Annotated in this window: 18 protein-coding genes; 9 read left to right on the top strand and 9 right to left on the bottom strand. The window is 65.8% G+C overall.

Features of this window, described 5'->3' with window-relative positions; all coding sequences use genetic code 11:
• Positions 1–112: 112 nt before the first annotated feature.
• Positions 113–433, top strand: coding sequence for a hypothetical protein (locus IB273_RS00285; protein WP_151186520.1), 321 nt, complete (start codon positions 113–115; stop codon positions 431–433).
• Positions 434–501: 68 nt separating this feature from the next.
• Positions 502–1,059: a Smr/MutS family protein gene (locus IB273_RS00280; RefSeq protein ID WP_151186519.1), complete on the top strand. Its 558-nt coding sequence runs from the start codon at positions 502–504 to the stop codon at positions 1,057–1,059.
• On the opposite strand, the gene IB273_RS00275 is transcribed toward IB273_RS00280, so the two are convergent.
• Entirely contained in the window at positions 1,060–1,608 is a 549-nt protein-coding gene (locus IB273_RS00275; RefSeq protein ID WP_192222923.1) for a carboxymuconolactone decarboxylase family protein, read from the bottom strand.
• A gap of 74 nt (positions 1,609–1,682) precedes the next feature.
• On the opposite strand from IB273_RS00275, the gene IB273_RS00270 reads away from it, so the two are divergent.
• A complete protein-coding gene (locus tag IB273_RS00270) occupies positions 1,683–2,024 on the top strand; it encodes a winged helix-turn-helix transcriptional regulator (RefSeq protein ID WP_081520637.1) in 342 nt (113 codons plus the stop codon).
• A 91-nt stretch (positions 2,025–2,115) separates the two neighbouring features.
• Positions 2,116–2,661, top strand: a complete 546-nt coding sequence (folE, locus tag IB273_RS00265) for a GTP cyclohydrolase I FolE (protein ID WP_024765420.1) — start codon at positions 2,116–2,118, stop codon at positions 2,659–2,661.
• 63 nt (positions 2,662–2,724) lie between these two features.
• On the opposite strand, the gene IB273_RS00260 is transcribed toward folE, so the two are convergent.
• The 4 genes from IB273_RS00260 to IB273_RS00245 all read right to left on the bottom strand — a co-directional run bounded on the left by IB273_RS00260 (position 2,725) and on the right by IB273_RS00245 (position 6,272).
• The gene (locus IB273_RS00260; RefSeq protein WP_225610056.1) at positions 2,725–3,576 is read right to left on the bottom strand and encodes a cache domain-containing protein; all 852 of its coding nucleotides are present in this window, start codon (positions 3,574–3,576) and stop codon (positions 2,725–2,727) included.
• A 97-nt stretch (positions 3,577–3,673) separates the two neighbouring features.
• Positions 3,674–4,135, bottom strand: coding sequence for a bacteriohemerythrin (locus IB273_RS00255; RefSeq protein ID WP_081520638.1), 462 nt, complete (start codon positions 4,133–4,135; stop codon positions 3,674–3,676).
• Between the two features lie 366 nt (positions 4,136–4,501).
• The gene (locus tag IB273_RS00250) at positions 4,502–5,104 is read right to left on the bottom strand and encodes a glutathione S-transferase family protein (RefSeq protein WP_081520639.1); all 603 of its coding nucleotides are present in this window, start codon (positions 5,102–5,104) and stop codon (positions 4,502–4,504) included.
• A 10-nt stretch (positions 5,105–5,114) separates the two neighbouring features.
• Entirely contained in the window at positions 5,115–6,272 is a 1,158-nt protein-coding gene (locus IB273_RS00245) for a PLP-dependent aminotransferase family protein (RefSeq protein WP_192222922.1), read from the bottom strand.
• Between the two features lie 82 nt (positions 6,273–6,354).
• Between IB273_RS00245 and IB273_RS00240 the strand changes: the two genes are divergently transcribed.
• Entirely contained in the window at positions 6,355–6,798 is a 444-nt protein-coding gene (locus IB273_RS00240; RefSeq protein ID WP_081520641.1) for a MarR family transcriptional regulator, read from the top strand.
• On the opposite strand, the gene IB273_RS00235 is transcribed toward IB273_RS00240, so the two are convergent.
• Entirely contained in the window at positions 6,795–7,436 is a 642-nt protein-coding gene (locus tag IB273_RS00235) for a hypothetical protein (RefSeq protein ID WP_192222921.1), read from the bottom strand. The two genes, IB273_RS00240 and IB273_RS00235, sit on opposite strands and share 4 nt — an antisense overlap.
• A gap of 166 nt (positions 7,437–7,602) precedes the next feature.
• On the opposite strand from IB273_RS00235, the gene IB273_RS00230 reads away from it, so the two are divergent.
• Genes IB273_RS00230 through IB273_RS00220 form a run of 3 tightly spaced genes read left to right on the top strand, consistent with a single transcriptional unit; the run spans position 7,603 to position 10,636 of the window.
• Positions 7,603–8,205 carry a LysE family translocator gene (locus IB273_RS00230; RefSeq protein WP_192222920.1) on the top strand — a complete coding sequence of 201 codons (603 nt, stop codon included), beginning with the start codon at positions 7,603–7,605 and terminating at the stop codon, positions 8,203–8,205.
• A 13-nt stretch (positions 8,206–8,218) separates the two neighbouring features.
• Complete coding sequence (locus IB273_RS00225) at positions 8,219–9,418, top strand: benzoate/H(+) symporter BenE family transporter (RefSeq protein ID WP_192222919.1); 1,200 nt, start codon at positions 8,219–8,221, stop codon at positions 9,416–9,418.
• Between the two features lie 54 nt (positions 9,419–9,472).
• Positions 9,473–10,636, top strand: coding sequence for an AAA family ATPase (locus tag IB273_RS00220; RefSeq protein WP_192222918.1), 1,164 nt, complete (start codon positions 9,473–9,475; stop codon positions 10,634–10,636).
• Between the two features lie 368 nt (positions 10,637–11,004).
• Here the strand turns inward: IB273_RS00220 and IB273_RS00215 are convergent, their stop codons facing one another.
• From IB273_RS00215 to IB273_RS00205, 3 genes are all read right to left on the bottom strand, one after another.
• Positions 11,005–11,304 carry a LasR-specific antiactivator QslA gene (locus tag IB273_RS00215; protein ID WP_192222917.1) on the bottom strand — a complete coding sequence of 100 codons (300 nt, stop codon included), beginning with the start codon at positions 11,302–11,304 and terminating at the stop codon, positions 11,005–11,007.
• A gap of 704 nt (positions 11,305–12,008) precedes the next feature.
• On the bottom strand, positions 12,009–12,899 hold the full coding sequence (locus tag IB273_RS00210) for a bile acid:sodium symporter family protein (protein WP_081520646.1): 891 nt from the start codon (positions 12,897–12,899) through the stop codon (positions 12,009–12,011).
• Positions 12,900–13,267: 368 nt separating this feature from the next.
• Positions 13,268–14,029 (bottom strand): SDR family oxidoreductase, encoded by a 762-nt coding sequence (locus tag IB273_RS00205; protein ID WP_081520647.1) that lies wholly within the window; start codon positions 14,027–14,029, stop codon positions 13,268–13,270.
• A 237-nt stretch (positions 14,030–14,266) separates the two neighbouring features.
• On the opposite strand from IB273_RS00205, the gene IB273_RS00200 reads away from it, so the two are divergent.
• A complete protein-coding gene (locus IB273_RS00200) occupies positions 14,267–15,271 on the top strand; it encodes an NADP-dependent oxidoreductase (RefSeq protein WP_081520648.1) in 1,005 nt (334 codons plus the stop codon).
• Positions 15,272–15,514 lie beyond the last annotated feature (243 nt).

The raw sequence follows: 15,514 nt of genomic DNA, 5'->3' as shown, positions 1-15,514 counted from the left end.
AAAGCCCGCGAACCCGCTCACCCAGCGGGTTCGCCGCGCTTCCCGACCCTGGGGTTGGAACCCCACCCCTCCCCACCGGTCATAGCCTCGTTCAACAGATGAGGAAGTCGGGATGAAGATGACCGAGAAGTTCGACCCACCCAGCCTGCGCCCGAAACGACCGGGGCGCTGGCGCTGGCGCTTTGCCGCCGCGATTGCCGCGGTGATCGCCACCTTCGGCATCCTGTCCAGCATGGCCGGCGTCGCCGCCCTGCTCCGCCGCCAGCCCGCGGTGGGCGTCCTGCACATCGAACCGGGCGCTGGCGCCGTGCTGCTGGTCATCGGCCTGTTATGTCTCTGGCTGGGCGTCACCTTCTGGCGCGCCGCCCGCCGCCGTGCCCGTGGCCGCGACGGCCTGAGCCTGTCGCCGCGACTGATGAAGCGCCGCAACTGAATTCCTGGGCGAATTTCCGTAGGACCGGCACGATCCGTTAGACTGCGCGGCTCTTCGAGGAGGTGCGCATGCAAGACGACGATTTTTCCCAGTTCGCCCGCGAGATGCGCGGCGTCAAGCGCATCACCGTGGACCAGGCCGACACCGGCAAGCCCAAGGCCGACCGCAAGCAGCTCAAGGAGCTGCGGCAGAACGCGACCGTGCGCACCGAGAACATCCGGGTGGACGGCCTGTCCGACCAGTTCGTCATCGACGTCGGCCCCGAAGACGAACTCTACTGGGCCCGCGACGGCGTCCAGGAAGGCCAGATCCGCAAGCTCAAGGCCGGCCAGATCGCCTTCGAGGGCAGCCTCGACCTGCACGGCATGAAGATCGAGACCGCCCGCGAAACCCTCTGGGACTTCATCGCCGAAGCCACTCGTTTCGAGATCCGCTGCGTCCGTGTCACCCATGGCAAGGCCGCTCGCGTCGATGGCCGCAGCCCGATGGTGAAGAGCCACGTGAATACCTGGCTGCGCCAGCACCCGCAGGTACTCGGCTTCACCTCCTGCCTGCCACGCCACGGCGGCACCGGGGCGATCTACGTGATGCTGCGGCGCACCATGCTGGAAGGCCGCGACGAGTAATCAGACGGGAAAACGCGCGCCGTAGCTTTCCCTCTCCACCTTCAGGCCGTTCACCACGAACGACACCGAATGGTAGAACCCCACCACCATCAGGCACTCGATCAACTGATCAGCGCTGAAGTGCTCGCTCAGCCACGCCCACAGCTGGTCGTTCACGGTCGAGCTGTCGTGCAGGCTGTCCGCCAGCGCCAGCAGAGCCCGCTGCGCGGGGCTCCACAACGCAGCGTCCGGTGTTGCGCGGCAGGTGTCGGCCAGTTGCTCCTCGCTGAAGCCGGTCTTGCCGGTATAGAACGCCACGTGCACGCCCCACTCGTATTCCGCGCCGCAGCGCGCGGTGGTGCGCAGGATCAGCAACTCACGGTCCTCCAGGGCGATGCTGCCGCGGTCCAGCAAGCCGCCAGCGAAGAAGCGCTGCAGCACCCGCGGGTTATGCGCCATGGTACGGAACAGCTTCAGCGGCTCCACGCCGGTCGGCATGATCCGGGTGAACGCGGCTTGCTGGTCTTCGGGGAACGGCGGTTGCAACGGCTCGATACGCGGTTGTGTCATGATGCGCCTCCGACTGCTATCAATTAAGTAGCAATCAAGCTAGACCGCTACTGAAAAAGTAGCAAGGAGAGTCGATGACACTTCCCCTCCCCGGCAACCCCGTACGCGGCTCCGACAGCGGCCGGCCGATCATGGCGCTGCTCGACCTGCTCGGCCGCCGCTGGAGCCTGCGCGTGCTCTGGGAATTGCACCAGGGGCCGGCGAGTTTCCGCGAGCTGCAGGCGCGTTGCGAAGGCCTCTCGCCCTCGGTGCTCAATACCCGTCTGGGCGAACTGCGCGAGGCGCAGCTGGTGGAAAACGGCGCGGACGGCTACCAGCTTTCCGAGCAGGGCCAGGAGCTGGCGCTGCACTGCCTGCCGCTGGCGCAATGGGCCGAGGGCTGGGCGCAGCGCCTGGCGCCAAACCGGCAGCCATAACGCGCCAACCGGCGCGCGGGCCTTGCCAGAGGGGGCTGAGCGCCCTACCCTGCGCCACGGTTTTTATTTTTGTCATTGCCACAGGTAGATCATGTCCCTGGAACAAAACTACTCCGCGATCCTCAGCCAGCTTGGTGAGGACGTCACCCGCGAAGGTCTGGTCGACACGCCCAAGCGTGCCGCCAAGGCCATGCAGTACCTTTGCCGCGGCTACCAGCAGACGCTGGAGGAGATCGTCAACGGCGCCCTGTTCAGCTCCGACAACAGCGAAATGGTGCTGGTCAAGGACATCGAGCTCTACTCGCTGTGCGAGCACCATCTGCTGCCCTTCATCGGCAAGGCCCACGTCGCCTACATCCCCAACGGCAAGGTGCTGGGCCTGTCCAAGGTCGCACGCATCGTCGACATGTACGCCCGCCGCCTGCAGATCCAGGAAAACATGTCGCGGCAGATCGCCGAGGCCGTGCAGCAGGTCACCGGCGCGCTGGGCGTGGCCGTGGTGATCGAGGCCAAGCACATGTGCATGATGATGCGCGGTGTGGAGAAGCAGAATTCCTCCATGGTCACCTCGGTGATGCTCGGCGAGTTCCGCGAGAACGCCGCCACCCGCAGCGAGTTCCTCAGCCTGATCCGCTGATCGCGAACCGCCGCCATGAAAAAACCGGCCCTAGGGCCGGTTTTTTTTGCCTGCAAGAAGGCATCAGCGGGTGTAGTAACCCACCGCCACCAGGTAGTGCCCGGCCTTGCGCAGGAAGGCGTGCTTGTTCTCCACCTTGCTGGTCACCGGGTTGCGCCACTGGTACTCGAACTCCGCCTCGCCCTTGGCCTTCACCAGTTCCAGCATGGCGTGGCCGATGGGGTTGCCGCCCGGGTCCTTCAGCGAGTCGAAGTCGGTGCCGACCATTCGGGTATTGAAGCCGTGGGCGACGAACTTCGAGGACTCCAGGTCGACCACGAAGACGTAGAGGTCATCCTCGATGAAGGCCTTGTCCCGTGCGGTGATCTGCTTGAAGGTTCCTTGCGGGTCGGCCTCGACGGCCTTCACCGCCTTGTCCAGCATGGACACAGCCTGCTGCGCCGAGGCGCGCGGGATGTAATAGCCCACCGCGAGGAAGCGCTCGCCGACGCGCTGGTAATAGACGTGCTTGCGTTCCACCTTGCCGTCCGCCCAGTTCTTCCAGCGGTAGTCGGCCTGCTGCACCTTGCCGGTTTCCGGCGACTTCAAGGCCTTGGCGAACTGCTCCTGCAGCGAAGGATCGAGCGTCGAGGAAACGTCGCGGTCGATCAGCACCACCGACGGCCCGCCGCTGGCGAGCATGGTGCCCTTGCTGTCCACCACGAACACATAGAGGTCGCCATCGACGAATTCGCCCTGGCGGCTGAATGCGGCGAAGGCCTTGTCGCCGTCCTGCTTGTAGGCAGCCACCGCCTTGGACAGCAGCGCCTTGGCGCGCTGGTCGTCAGAGCCTGACGTGGCGCTCGACTGGGCGGCGAACAATGGGAAGGACGACAGGAAGGAAAGCAGCAACAGTGACTTCAACAGCGTCTTCATATGCGAATACCCCCGTGGCATAGCTTGTAGTTGTGCACAGAGCATAGCCAGCCAGGGGCGATTCGCGTCGGCATTCACTGCCGAAACAGCGGGCGATTCAGCCGAAGAATCGCTTCATCGAGCGCGAAAGCCAGCCGCCGTGGCCCTGGTCGCGGGTCAGCTCGTGCATGGTCGCCTTCACCGCCTCCACATAGTTGGCGTCGTCGTTGCGGATATGGTTGAACAGCCAGCGGCCGAGCAGCCCTTTGAGCTCCTCGGCGACGTCCTCGCCGGCCTCGAAGCGCGTGCGGTAATCGGAAACGCGCTTGATGAAGAGTTCATGGACCTTCTTGTGCGCGCGGGTGAACTGGTAGCCGGAGTCCTCCAGCAGGGTCTCCTCGAAGGCGAAGTGCGAGATGGTGTAGTCGACCAGTTCCTCGATCACGCCGCCGAGCATCGCTCGATCGTGATGGGCCTGGGCCTCGTGCAGCTGGTTGATCATTTCGACGATGCGCTTGTGCTGTGCGTCGATCACTCCGATCCCGGTGTCGAGATCCGCCTGCCAGACCAGATAGGCCATCTTTTCCCTCCCCATGCCAGGCGACGACACTGCCTGCCGCTCGCGCCCGGCCACATCGGTACATCCCGCATGGCAGCGCGTCCAGATTAGGGAGGGCGACAAAACGCCGCCATGATGCCGGTCAACCCCAAAGCGCCGGAATCCGCGGTTTAGAGCGGTTTTTTCGGATTCGTCTGATGGCGTTTTGCCGGTTTTCTTCACCGACGCCCGGATCAGCCTGTAGGAGCGAGCTTGCTCGCGAATCGCCCAAGGTCCGGTGTTGCCGGAAACCTGTTCGCGAGCAAGCTCGCTCCTACCAAGAGCACCGGGCGCACAACGAAAAACGCCGCTTCCAGCGAAGCGGCGTTTTCAACAGCAAGACGCTGATCAGTCCTGCATGCCCACATGCCGCGGGTGATCCGCCACCCGCGCCAGCCACGCGTTGATCGCCGGGAAGTTCGACAGGTCGAAGCCGCCCTGGTGAGCCACGTGGGTGTAGGCGTACAGGGTGATATCGGCGATGGAGTAGGTGTCGCCCACCAGATAAGGCGTCTGCTCCAGTTGCTTCTCCATCACCTTCAGCGCCTTGTAGCCGCCCTTGTGACAGCGCGCGTATTCCTCGCGGCGCTCCTCGGGCAGACCGAGGTAGAACTCGATGAAGCGCGCCACCGCCACGTAGGGCTCATGGCTGTACTGCTCGAAGAACTGCCACTGCAGCACCTGGGTGCGCAGGCGCGGTTCGCTGGGCAGCAGCTCGCTGCCATCGGCGAGGAAATTGAGGATGGCGTTGGATTCCCACAGGCAGGTGCCGTCCTCGAGCTTGAGCACCGGCACCTTGCCGTTGGGGTTCATCGCCAGGAACTCGGCGGTCTGCGTCTCGCCCTTGAGGATGTTGATCTCGCGCCACTGGTAAGGCAGGCCGAGCAGGTGCAGGGCCAGCTTGACCTTGTAGCAGTTGCCGGACAGTTGATCGCCGTAAACGGTGTACATGCTCATCTCCTCACTGGGCCTGGGCGTTACGGATCACCGTCGCCAGTCGACGGAGCCCTTCACCGGCGCGTTCGGGCGCCACGTGGCTGAAGTTAAGCCGCAAATAGCCGGGATTGGCATCCGGTTCGGTGAAGAAAGGCTCACCCGGCATGAAGGCCACGTTCTGCGCCAGCGCCGCGTCCAGCAGCGTGCGGGTGTCCAGCGGCTGCTTGAGCCTGAGCCAGAAGAACAGCCCGCCCTGGGGCACGTTCCACTCCGCCAGCTCGCCGAAGTGCTCCTCCAGCTGCGCCTGCATGGCGTCGCGGCGGATGCGGTAGAAATCGCGCAGCTCAGCCAGATGGCCACGGTACGCTTCGGTGCCGAACCACTGCAACGCCTGCCACTGGCCGACGCGGTTGGTATGCAGGTCGGCGGACTGCTTCAGCCGCAGCAAATGCGGGAACAGGTCCGGCGTGGCGATCAGGAAGCCCACGCGCAAGCCCGGCAGCAGCGTCTTCGACACGGTGCCGGTGTAGATCCAGCTCGACTTCTTCAGGCGGCTGACCAGCGGGGTCGCAGCGCCCTCATCGAACACCAGCTCGCGGTAGGGTTCGTCCTCGATCAGGGTCACGCCGAATTCGTCGAGCACGGCGGCCACCTCATCGCGGCGCTGTTCGCTGTAACGCACGCCGGACGGGTTCTGGAAAGTCGGGATCAGGTAAGCGAAGGCCGGCTTGCTGGTCTCCAGGCGCTGGCGCAGCGCGGCGACGTCCGGGCCTTCGGCACCCAGCGGCACGGTCAGGCAGTTCGCGCCGAACAGCTGGAAGGCCTGCAGCGCAGCGAGGTAGGTCGGCGCCTCGAGCAGCACTTCGGTGCCCGGATCGATGAACAGCTTGCTGGCCAGGTCGAGCGTCTGCTGCGAGCCGCTGACGATCAGCACCTGGCTCGCCTCGCAGGGCACGCCCAGTGCGCGCGCTTCGGCAGCGATGGCTTCGCGCAGCGCCGGCTCCCCTTCACTCATGCCGTACTGCCCCATGCTTGCGGGCATGGCGTCCCAGTTCACCTTCGGCAGCATCGGCTCGGCGGGCAGGCCGCCAGCGAAGGACATCACCTCCGGGCGCTGCGCCGCGGCGAGGATTTCACGGATCAGAGAGCTTTTCAGTCGGGCGATGCGTTCGGAGAAGGCCATGGGAGTCACCGGTAGCGGGAGCACGGAAGAATGAGTCAAACTGCTTGACCGAAGCTACGACGCCCGAGACGGATACGTCAATATGCCTGACCTAATAAAAAATGCCCTGCAACTCCAGGCCATGGAAGCCTTCTTCTTCAGCTACCGGGCCTTCACCGCAAAACCCGACGAGATGCTGGAGCGTCGCGGCCTGAGCCGTGTGCACCACCGCATCCTGTTCTTCATCGCGCGCAATCCGGGGCTGAGTGTCAGCGAGTTGCTGTCCGCCCTGGGCGTGACCAAGCAGGCGCTGAACGTGCCGCTGCGCCAGTTGCTGGAACGCGACCTGATCCGCAGCGAAGCCTGCGACAACGACAAGCGCCGGCGCCTGCTGGAGCTGACGGCCGAAGGCGGCAAGCTGGAAAAGGCCCTGCGCCAGGAACAAGGACGCCTGCTGCAACGCGCCTTCGACGAAGCCGGAGAGGACGCCGTGCGCGGCTGGCTGGCGGTCAACCAGGCCATCGCCTGGTCGCAGGACGAAGACTAGCGGGCGGCGGCTTCCAGCTCGCGGGCGGCGCGCAGGAACATCAGCGCCAGCGGCAGCAGGCTGGCCATCGCCAGGGCTGTGCCGGGCAGGAACAGCAGGACGCTGAGCAGGCACACCCCGGAGGTGACCTCCAGCCAGCCCATGACCTTCACCGACGGGTACGGCAGCTCGATCTTCAGCAGGCGGATGCCGTACCACAGCGTGACGATACCGGTGGGCACGAACAGCCCCATGAAGCCCATCAGCGCGCCGTTGAATTCACCGCTGAGCTGCTCGTCGAAGATCAGGCTGTAGACCTGCATCACCAGCGCGATGGCTATCGACAGCCCGACCGGCCAGGCCAGTCCGCGGGCGTTGAAGCGATCCTCGAGAAAACTGCGGGTACGCCACAGCAGGAAGCAGCCGAGCACCGTGCTGAGCACGCCGACCCAGAGTTCGTAGCGCTGCCACGTACTCGACTCATGCAGCGCTGCCGCGAAGGACAAGGCGAACAACACCACATTGCACAGCAGCAGCGCGAGACTCAGGAAACCGAGCAGACGCAGGTGGCCGGGGTTCCAGCGCCCGGCGAGGAAGGACCCCGGAGCGCTCTGATCCACCAGCTCGACCTTGGGCGCGGCGTAGGGATTCTGTTCCATGGTGGCGATCTTCCATCAGTCGTACGGCTTTCCCGCACCATACCGGCGCACTCCCGCGCACGCCACTGCCGCTCGCACTGTACGGGCCACTCGGCCGCTGGCTGTTATGGGACAGCCTGGAGCCCGCGGGATTAGGCTGGTCCTACAACTAGACCGGTATACCGCCATGCCCCTCGAACTCCTCGGCGCCTTCGTGCTGTTCGCCTTCGTCACCTCCATCACCCCCGGCCCCAACAACATGATGCTGCTGGCCTCGGGCGTGAACTTCGGCGTACGCCGGACCATCCCGCACATGCTCGGTATCAGCATCGGCTTCCTGCTGCTGGTGGTCGCCGTGGGCCTGGGCCTGCACCAGCTGTTCGAGCGCTTCCCGGTCACCTATACCGCGCTGCGCTACGCCGGCGGCGCCTATCTCCTGTACCTGGCGTGGAAGATCGCCCGTTCCGGCGCGCCTGAGGCCAAGGGCGAGCACAGCGCCAAGCCGATGACCTTCCTCCAGGCCGCCGCCTTCCAGTGGGTCAACCCCAAGGCCTGGGTGATGGCCGTCGGCGCTATCGCCACCTACCTGCCAGCCAACAGCTGGATCGGCAACGTGGTGCTGATCGCCACCCTGTTCGCCGTGGTCAACCTGCCCAGCGTGGGCGTCTGGACGGTGCTCGGCAGCCTGCTGCGGCGCTGGCTGGAAGACCCGCTGCGACTTCGCCTGTTCAATGTCGGCATGGCGGCGCTGCTGGTCGCCTCGCTCTACCCTCTGTTCACCCGCACCTGATGGAAGTTCGTGCATGACTGACACCACACCCGCCAGCGCGCCCATGCGCCCGCTGGCAGACTCCTCCCCCGCCGCCATCGTCGCCGGGTTCGTCGCCATGCTCACCGGCTACACCAGCTCGCTGGTGCTGATGTTCCAGGCCGGCCAGGCGGCGGGGCTGACCACCGCGCAGATTTCCTCGTGGATCTGGGCGCTGTCCATCGGCATGGCCCTGACCACCATCGGCCTGACCCTGCGCTACCGCACGCCGATCGTCATCGCCTGGTCCACCCCCGGCGCCGCACTGCTGATCAGCAGCCTGCCCGGCGTGCCTTACGGCGAGGCCATCGGCGCGTTCATCGTGTGCGCCGCGCTGATCACCCTCTGCGGCGTCACCGGCAGCTTCGAGCGTCTGATGCGCCAGGTACCCGGCTCGCTGGCCTCGGCGCTGCTGGCCGGCGTGCTGTTCCGCATCTGCATCGAAATCTGCAACGCCGCGCAGCAGCAGACGGCGCTGGTGGTGGCGATGTTCGTCAGCTACCTGATCGCCAAACGCCTGTCGCCGCGCTATGCGGTGTTCGCCGCACTGCTGGTGGGCGTAGCCCTCGCCGGCTTCCTCGGCCTGCTCAACTTCAGCCACTTCCAGCTGGAAGTCGCCCGCCCGGTATGGACCACCCCGAGCTTCTCGCTGGCCGCCACCATCAGCATCGCCATCCCGCTGTTCATCGTGGCGATGGCCTCGCAGAACATGCCAGGGCTGGCCGTGCTGCGCGCCGACGGCTACCAGGTGCCCGCCTCGCCGCTGATCTCCACCACCGGCATCGCCTCACTGCTGCTGGCGCCGTTCGGCTCCCACGGGATCAACCTGGCGGCCATCAGCGCAGCGATCTGCACCGGCCCGGAGGCCCACGAAAACCCGCACAAGCGCTACACCGCCGCGCTCTGGTGCGGGCTGTTCTACGGCATCGCCGGCATCTTCGGCGCCACCCTGGCCGCGCTGTTTGCTGCATTGCCCAAGGCGCTGGTGCTGTCCATCGCCGCGCTGGCCCTGCTCGGCTCGATCACCAACGGTCTGACCAATGCCATGGCCGACGCGCGCCAGCGCGAAGCGGCGATGGTCACCTTCCTGGTCACCGCCTCGGGCTTCACTTTGTTCTCCGTCGGTTCGGCCTTCTGGGGACTGGTGGCCGGCCTGCTGACCCAGCTGGTGCTGAACTGGCGCCGCGCGCCGTAAAGGCGCAACCCTTCTGCTAGCATGCGGGCGATTGCCCGAACCGGATCGCCCCGCATGCTGCACACCCTGGCTGTCGCCAACTACCGCTCGATCAACTCGCTGGTGCTGCCGCTGGGCCGGCTGAATCTGATCACCGGCGCCAACGGCAGCGGCAAGTCCAACCTCTACCGCGCCTTGCGCCTGCTTGCCGAGACCGCCCAGGGCGGCGTGGTGAATGCACTGGCGCGCGAGGGCGGGCTGGAGTCCACCTTCTGGGCCGGGCCGGAAACCCATTCGCGGCGCATACGCACGGGCGAAGTGGAAGTCCAGGGCGGCCCGCGCAACGAAGTGAAGCGCCTGCGCCTGGGCTTTGCCGGCGAAGATTTCGGCTACGCCATCGCCCTCGGCCTGCCGCCACCGCCGGTGGTCAGCGCCTTCGGCCTGGACCCGGAGATCAAGCACGAAAGCATCTGGGCCGGCCCCTGGTACCGCCCCGCCTCGCAACTGGTGGAGCGCAACGGCCCGATGCTGCGCGCCCGCGAAGGCCGCAGCTGGCAGGTGCTGGAGCAGCACATCCCGACTTTCGACAGCCTGTTCACCCACATCGGCAGCGGCTCGGACTGCCCCGAAGCCCTGCTGCTGCGCGAGCAGATTCGCGGCTGGCGCTTCTACGACCACTTCCGCACCGACGCCGACGCCCCCGCGCGCCAGCCGCAGCTCGGCACCCGCACCCCGGTGCTGCACCACGACGGCCGCGACCTCGCCGCTGCGCTACAGACCATTCGTGAAATCGGTAACGCGACAGCACTGGAAACCGCCATCACCGACGCCTTCCCCGGCGCCGAACTGCAGATCGACTGCCAGCCCGGCGGACGCTTCGCCGTGGCGCTGAAGCAGTACGGCCTGCTGCGTCCGCTGAGCGCGGCGGAGCTCTCCGACGGCACCTTGCGCTACCTGCTGCTGGTCGCCGCCCTGCTCACCCCGCGCCCGCCGTCGCTGATGGTGCTCAACGAACCGGAAACCAGCCTGCACCCGGACCTGCTGCCCGCGCTGGGGCGGTTGATCATCGAGGCCTCGAAGCACACCCAGGTCTGGGTCGTGTCCCACGCCAGCCGGCTGATCGCCACGCTGGAGGAGCACCCCGAGTGCAACTGCCTGCACCTGGACAAGGAGCTGGGCCAGACGCGCATCCGCGACCAGGGCATGTTCGATGCCCCGGCGTGGCATTGGCCGGATTGAGTCTGCTCAGCGGCAGCAGGCGCGCACCTTCGCAGGTTGGCCAGGGCGGCGTTCCGCGAGTTCGCGATCCCCATGCGATCCCTGCTGGGGTTCGATGGGTATCGCAAGCTCCACCCATCCTACGTCGCGTTCAACCGGCGGTATCGGGTCCACGGAGCACGTAGGGCGCATAACCCGGAACGGGTTATCCGCCCTACGACCTGCCAGGAGCGTGAGAAACCAACCGGCAAGGCACGGCGCCAACCTGTACGACAGAGGCCGGGGATTCGCAAGCAAGCTCGCTCCCGCAGGAGCCGGTGAGATGCCAGGGAGGAGGTAGGCGCCCTACCAGCCTCCACGGGAGCGAGCTTGCTTTCGAACCCGAGACTTCAGACCTTCAGGACGGCTGGCGAGGCGGCGGCCATGAGGCGTTGCTGCAGGCGCCAGAGGAAAGCCGTTTCATAGGCGACCTGATGGAAGCCTCGCCCCTGGTCCAGTCGCCCCATATGCAAGGCCATCCAGAGGTTGGATTTGTGTCGCTCGGCGAACCATTGCTCGACGCGGGCCACGCCGGCGTCAGCGGCCGACTGGCAATCCATCGGCCACTCCAGCGCCAGCCCCGGCCAGCCATCGGCCTGCGGAATGTGGCACAGGTGGAATCTCGCGTTGCGCACCTTCTTGTCTCTCATTGAAAACTCGCTTTGCCGCGCTCGCGGGCGCGGGCGCCGATCCATGTCCAAAGGGCCGCCAGGCTCCCAATACACCCGGCGGCCTGCCGCAAATCTCAGGTGCCCGGCAGGGTGGCGAGCACCGAGGGTTCAGCCAGTTCAATTAGTCGGTAGAAGGAATTCCAGAGGGGTGTTGCCGGTGGTGCGCGGGGGTAAAAGCGGGATAGTGCATCTTTCAGTTCCTACGTAGTGGTGAGAGGAGCCCGACTCACCCAACTTTCCACTGAAGGGTGGCGGGACCGTGCAAGGGTGGAAATACCGGCTACGTAGGACCCGGCCGGGCCGAAGCCCGCCTCGCACGATCCCGCCATAGACAGCACCTGACGGGCACAAAAAAAGCGCCCGTCAAACCGCCATGGCGCTACCGCGCCTACGTAGCAAAACACCGGGTTTCCACGCCCAGGTCACGACAACCGTCGCGACCCGGAAACCTTACCGGCGGCCTTGCAGGCACAGCAATGCGGCATGCTACCGGTTCTTCCGATGCCAGTGCAGGACGCTTCCCGAGTACCTTGTCGCATTTGCGTAGGAAGATGGACCGATACAGGAGAGGTCGCGGACGCAACCCGTTCTGTCGCCGGCCGGTTAACGCAGAGATCACCTGTAGGAGCGCGCCATGCGCGCGATCGCGGGCATGGCGCGCTCCTACAGGGAAAATCCGGGCGTCAGGCGGGCGCCTGCTCCGGTGCGGTCTTGGCCACGCCACGGCTGACCCACCAGCCGAAGAGGCCGGCGGTGAAGAACATCAGCACGCCGTAGATGGCCGCCGGGATCGCCATGGTCTTGTTGTTCAGCAGCATCGGGCTGAGCGCCAGGGCGATGGCGAGGGTGCCGTTGTGGATGCCGATTTCCATGCCGATGGCGATGGATTGCGGCTTGGACAGCTTGAGCAGGCGCGGAATCCAGTAGCCCACGGCCAGGCTCAGCAGGTTGAAGCACAGCGCCGCCGCGCCGACGATGGGCGCATAGGTGAGGAACGTCTGCCAATCCTTGGTCACGGCCACGCCGATGATCACCGCCAGCAGCAGCGCGGAGAGGATCTTCACCGGCTTCTGCAGTGCCGCCGCCACGCCCGGCAGCAGGCGCCGCACGATCATGCCGATGGCCACGGGGCCGAGGACGATGATGAACACCTGCACCACCTTGGCGAACTGCAGCGGGATGGTCTGGCCGTCGTTCATGAAGTACAGCAGCGACATGTTCACGATCAGCGGCATGGTGAGGATGGCGATCACCGAGTTCACCGCGGTCAGCGTGATGTTCAGCGCGACGTCGCCGTGGGCCAGGTGGCTGTAGAGGTTGGCGGTGGTGCCGCCGGGCGATGCGGCGAGCAGCATCATACCCACGGCCAGCGCCGCTTCGAGGGCGAAGCCCAGGGTAATGAGGAAGCACGCCAGGGGCAGCAGGATGATCTGGCACACCAGGCCGATCAGCACGGGCTTGGGATAACGCACCACGCGGGCGAAGTCGGCGATGGTCAGGGACAGGCCGAGGCCCAGCATGATGATGCCCAGGGCGATGGGCATGAACAGCGTCAGCAAGGGATCGTTGGTCATTGTCATTATTCTCCAACTGGAATGGGCCGATTGTTTCGGCCTCTTGGGCGCTTGTAACTGGCCTTGCAGGCCAATACCACTTCTTCCTGTAACAGAATGCGAAAGTTTGTAGCGAACGAGGCGGGATCTTGCAGGCGAGCTCGCTGTAGGAGCGCGCCACACGCGCGATCGCGGGCATGGCCCGCTCCTACAGGAGGGAGCCAGACGCGAGCACATCGCGGCAACGTGTAGGGCGCATAACCTGGAACAGGTTATCCGCCGCATGGTTCGTGGCGGATAACGCTGGCGCGTTATGCGCCCTACGGGGCTGCAGGTGCCTCACGGAAAAATGGTGAGGGCAGCCCGAACACCGGGCAGCCCCGAGACGATCAGATCGCCGTCGCCCCACCATCCACCGGCAGCGCGATACCGGTGGTGAAGCCGGCGTGATCGCTGCACAGGTAGAGCACGGCGGAGGCGATTTCCTCGACGCGGCCGACGCGACCCACCGGGTGCATGGCGGCGGCGAACTCGGCCTTCTTCGGATCGGCCTCGTAGGCGCGGCGGAACATGTCGGTGTCGATCACCGCCGGGCACACCGCGTTGACGCGGATTTTCTTCTTTGCGTACTCGATGGCGGCGGACTTGGTCAGGCCGATCACCGCGTGCTTGGAGGCGGCATAGATGCTCATCTTCGGCGCGGCGCCCAGGCCGGCAACCGAGGCGGTGTTGACGATGGCGCCGCCGCCCTGCTCCAGCATCACCGGAATCTGGTGCTTCATGCACAGCCAGACACCCTTGACGTTGACGCCCATGATGGCGTCGAACTCGCTCTCCTCGCCATCGGCCAGCTTGCCCTTCTCGATCTCGATGCCGGCGTTGTTGAAGGCGTAGTCCAGGCGGCCGTAGGCAGCCACGGTGCCTTCCACCAGCGCCTTGACCTCGGCGTCGCGGGTCACGTCGCAACGGATGAAGGTCGCCTCGCCACCCGCCGCGCGGATCAGCTCGACGGTGCCTTCGCCGCCCTTGGCGTCGACGTCGGAAACCACGACCTTCACGCCCTGCTGGGCGAAGGCCTGGGCGGTGGCGCGGCCGATGCCGTTGGCGGCGCCGGTGACCAGGGCGACCTGGCCGGAAAGCAGCTGACTCATGAGCGTTCCTCGAAAGCGTTGCGAAGCGAATGGGGATAACCGTCGCAGTCTAGCCAGCGCGTTGCGGGCGCGAAGCACTATCAGGCGGGGCGACGTCGTTGCATCCATGCCGATGATGATTCGGCCAAATCCGGATCACTGGAACCGATGGACGGACATTCCCCCGGCGGACGGAACTTGCCCCAACGCCGCGCGCGGACTATCACCTAGGCTTTCCCCCTGACTGAGTCCACTGCCATGTCCGCCCAGATCAACCGTCAGTTCCAGCTCGCCCAGCGCCCGGTCGGCGCCGCCACCCGCGACACCTTCGCCTACGTGGAAACCCCGGTCGGCGAGCCCGGCCCCGGCCAGATCCTGGTGAAGAACCAGTACCTGTCGCTGGACCCGGCCATGCGCGGCTGGATGAACGACGCCAAGTCCTACATCGCCCCGGTGGCCATCGGCGACGTGATGCGCGCCCTGGGCGTGGGCAAGGTGATCGCCTCGCAGCACCCGGACTTCAAGGTCGGCGACGAAGTGAACGGCGCCCTCGGCGTGCAGGACTATTTCCTCGGCGAGCCCAAGGGTTTCTACAAGGTCGACAGCCAGCGCGCGCCGCTGCCGCTATACCTGTCCGCGCTGGGCATGACCGGCATGACGGCCTATTTCGGCTTCCTCGACGTCGGCCTGCCCCAGGCCGGTGACACCGTGGTGGTCTCCGGCGCCGCCGGCGCGGTGGGCAGCGTGGTCGGGCAGATCGCCAAGATCAAGGGCTGCCGCGTGGTCGGCATCGCCGGCGGCGCCGACAAGTGCCGCTACCTGGTGGATGAACTGGGCTTCGACGGCGCCATCGACTACAAGGCCGAGGACGTCAACGCCGGCCTCAAGCGCGAATGCCCCAAGGGCGTGAACGTGTTCTTCGACAACGTCGGCGGTGACATCCTCGATGCCGTGCTCGCCCGCCTGGCGCCCAAGGCGCGGGTGGTGATCTGCGGTGCGATCAGCCAGTACAACAACAAGGAAGCCGTGCGCGGCCCGGCCAATTATCTCTCGCTGCTGGTCAACCGCGCGCGCATGGAAGGCATGGTGGTGATGGACTACGCCCACCGCTTCCAGGAAGGCTTCAAGGACATGGCGACCTGGATCGCCGAAGGCAAGCTGAAGTCAAAGGAAGACATCGTCGAAGGCCTGGAAACCTTCCCCGAGACCCTGGCCAAGCTGTTCAGCGGCGAGAACTTCGGCAAGCTGGTGCTGAAGGTCTGACGGCCGCTCTTACCAGGATTCCTGTGCTCGGATCGGCCCTCACCCTCTCCCAGAGGGAGAGGGGACCGTTCGGCGCAGGATGAAACTATAGCGTCAGCCGGCACAGTCTGCTCCCTCTCCCCCTGGGAGAGGGCTGGGGTGAGGGAAAAGGCACTGCGCCAGAATCACAGGGGGAGGATGTTCGCGGACATGGCCCGCTCCCGGAGTTCTGCATTCCTCGCTCTATCTCGATGATTTCCGACA

This window comes from Pseudomonas sp. PDM19 (genome assembly GCF_014852215.1).
GTDB lineage: Bacteria > Pseudomonadota > Gammaproteobacteria > Pseudomonadales > Pseudomonadaceae > Pseudomonas.
The sequence above is the reverse complement of the archived record's forward strand: the minus strand, read 5'-3'. Positions and strand labels throughout refer to the sequence as shown.

Bases quoted from the DNA above. Each gene is read 5' to 3' on its own strand.
- IB273_RS00285 (WP_151186520.1), top strand. From the start codon at position 113: ATGAAGATGACCGAGAAGTTCGACCCACCCAGCCTGCGCCCGAAACGA.
- IB273_RS00280 (WP_151186519.1), top strand. From the start codon at position 502: ATGCAAGACGACGATTTTTCCCAGTTCGCCCGCGAGATGCGCGGCGTC.
- IB273_RS00275 (WP_192222923.1), bottom strand. From the start codon at position 1,608: ATGACACAACCGCGTATCGAGCCGTTGCAACCGCCGTTCCCCGAAGAC.
- IB273_RS00270 (WP_081520637.1), top strand. From the start codon at position 1,683: ATGACACTTCCCCTCCCCGGCAACCCCGTACGCGGCTCCGACAGCGGC.
- folE (WP_024765420.1), top strand. From the start codon at position 2,116: ATGTCCCTGGAACAAAACTACTCCGCGATCCTCAGCCAGCTTGGTGAG.
- IB273_RS00260 (WP_225610056.1), bottom strand. From the start codon at position 3,576: ATGAAGACGCTGTTGAAGTCACTGTTGCTGCTTTCCTTCCTGTCGTCC.
- IB273_RS00255 (WP_081520638.1), bottom strand. From the start codon at position 4,135: ATGGCCTATCTGGTCTGGCAGGCGGATCTCGACACCGGGATCGGAGTG.
- IB273_RS00250 (WP_081520639.1), bottom strand. From the start codon at position 5,104: ATGTACACCGTTTACGGCGATCAACTGTCCGGCAACTGCTACAAGGTC.
- IB273_RS00245 (WP_192222922.1), bottom strand. From the start codon at position 6,272: ATGGCCTTCTCCGAACGCATCGCCCGACTGAAAAGCTCTCTGATCCGT.
- IB273_RS00240 (WP_081520641.1), top strand. From the start codon at position 6,355: ATGCCTGACCTAATAAAAAATGCCCTGCAACTCCAGGCCATGGAAGCC.
- IB273_RS00235 (WP_192222921.1), bottom strand. From the start codon at position 7,436: ATGGAACAGAATCCCTACGCCGCGCCCAAGGTCGAGCTGGTGGATCAG.
- IB273_RS00230 (WP_192222920.1), top strand. From the start codon at position 7,603: ATGCCCCTCGAACTCCTCGGCGCCTTCGTGCTGTTCGCCTTCGTCACC.
- IB273_RS00225 (WP_192222919.1), top strand. From the start codon at position 8,219: ATGACTGACACCACACCCGCCAGCGCGCCCATGCGCCCGCTGGCAGAC.
- IB273_RS00220 (WP_192222918.1), top strand. From the start codon at position 9,473: ATGCTGCACACCCTGGCTGTCGCCAACTACCGCTCGATCAACTCGCTG.
- IB273_RS00215 (WP_192222917.1), bottom strand. From the start codon at position 11,304: ATGAGAGACAAGAAGGTGCGCAACGCGAGATTCCACCTGTGCCACATT.
- IB273_RS00210 (WP_081520646.1), bottom strand. From the start codon at position 12,899: ATGACCAACGATCCCTTGCTGACGCTGTTCATGCCCATCGCCCTGGGC.
- IB273_RS00205 (WP_081520647.1), bottom strand. From the start codon at position 14,029: ATGAGTCAGCTGCTTTCCGGCCAGGTCGCCCTGGTCACCGGCGCCGCC.
- IB273_RS00200 (WP_081520648.1), top strand. From the start codon at position 14,267: ATGTCCGCCCAGATCAACCGTCAGTTCCAGCTCGCCCAGCGCCCGGTC.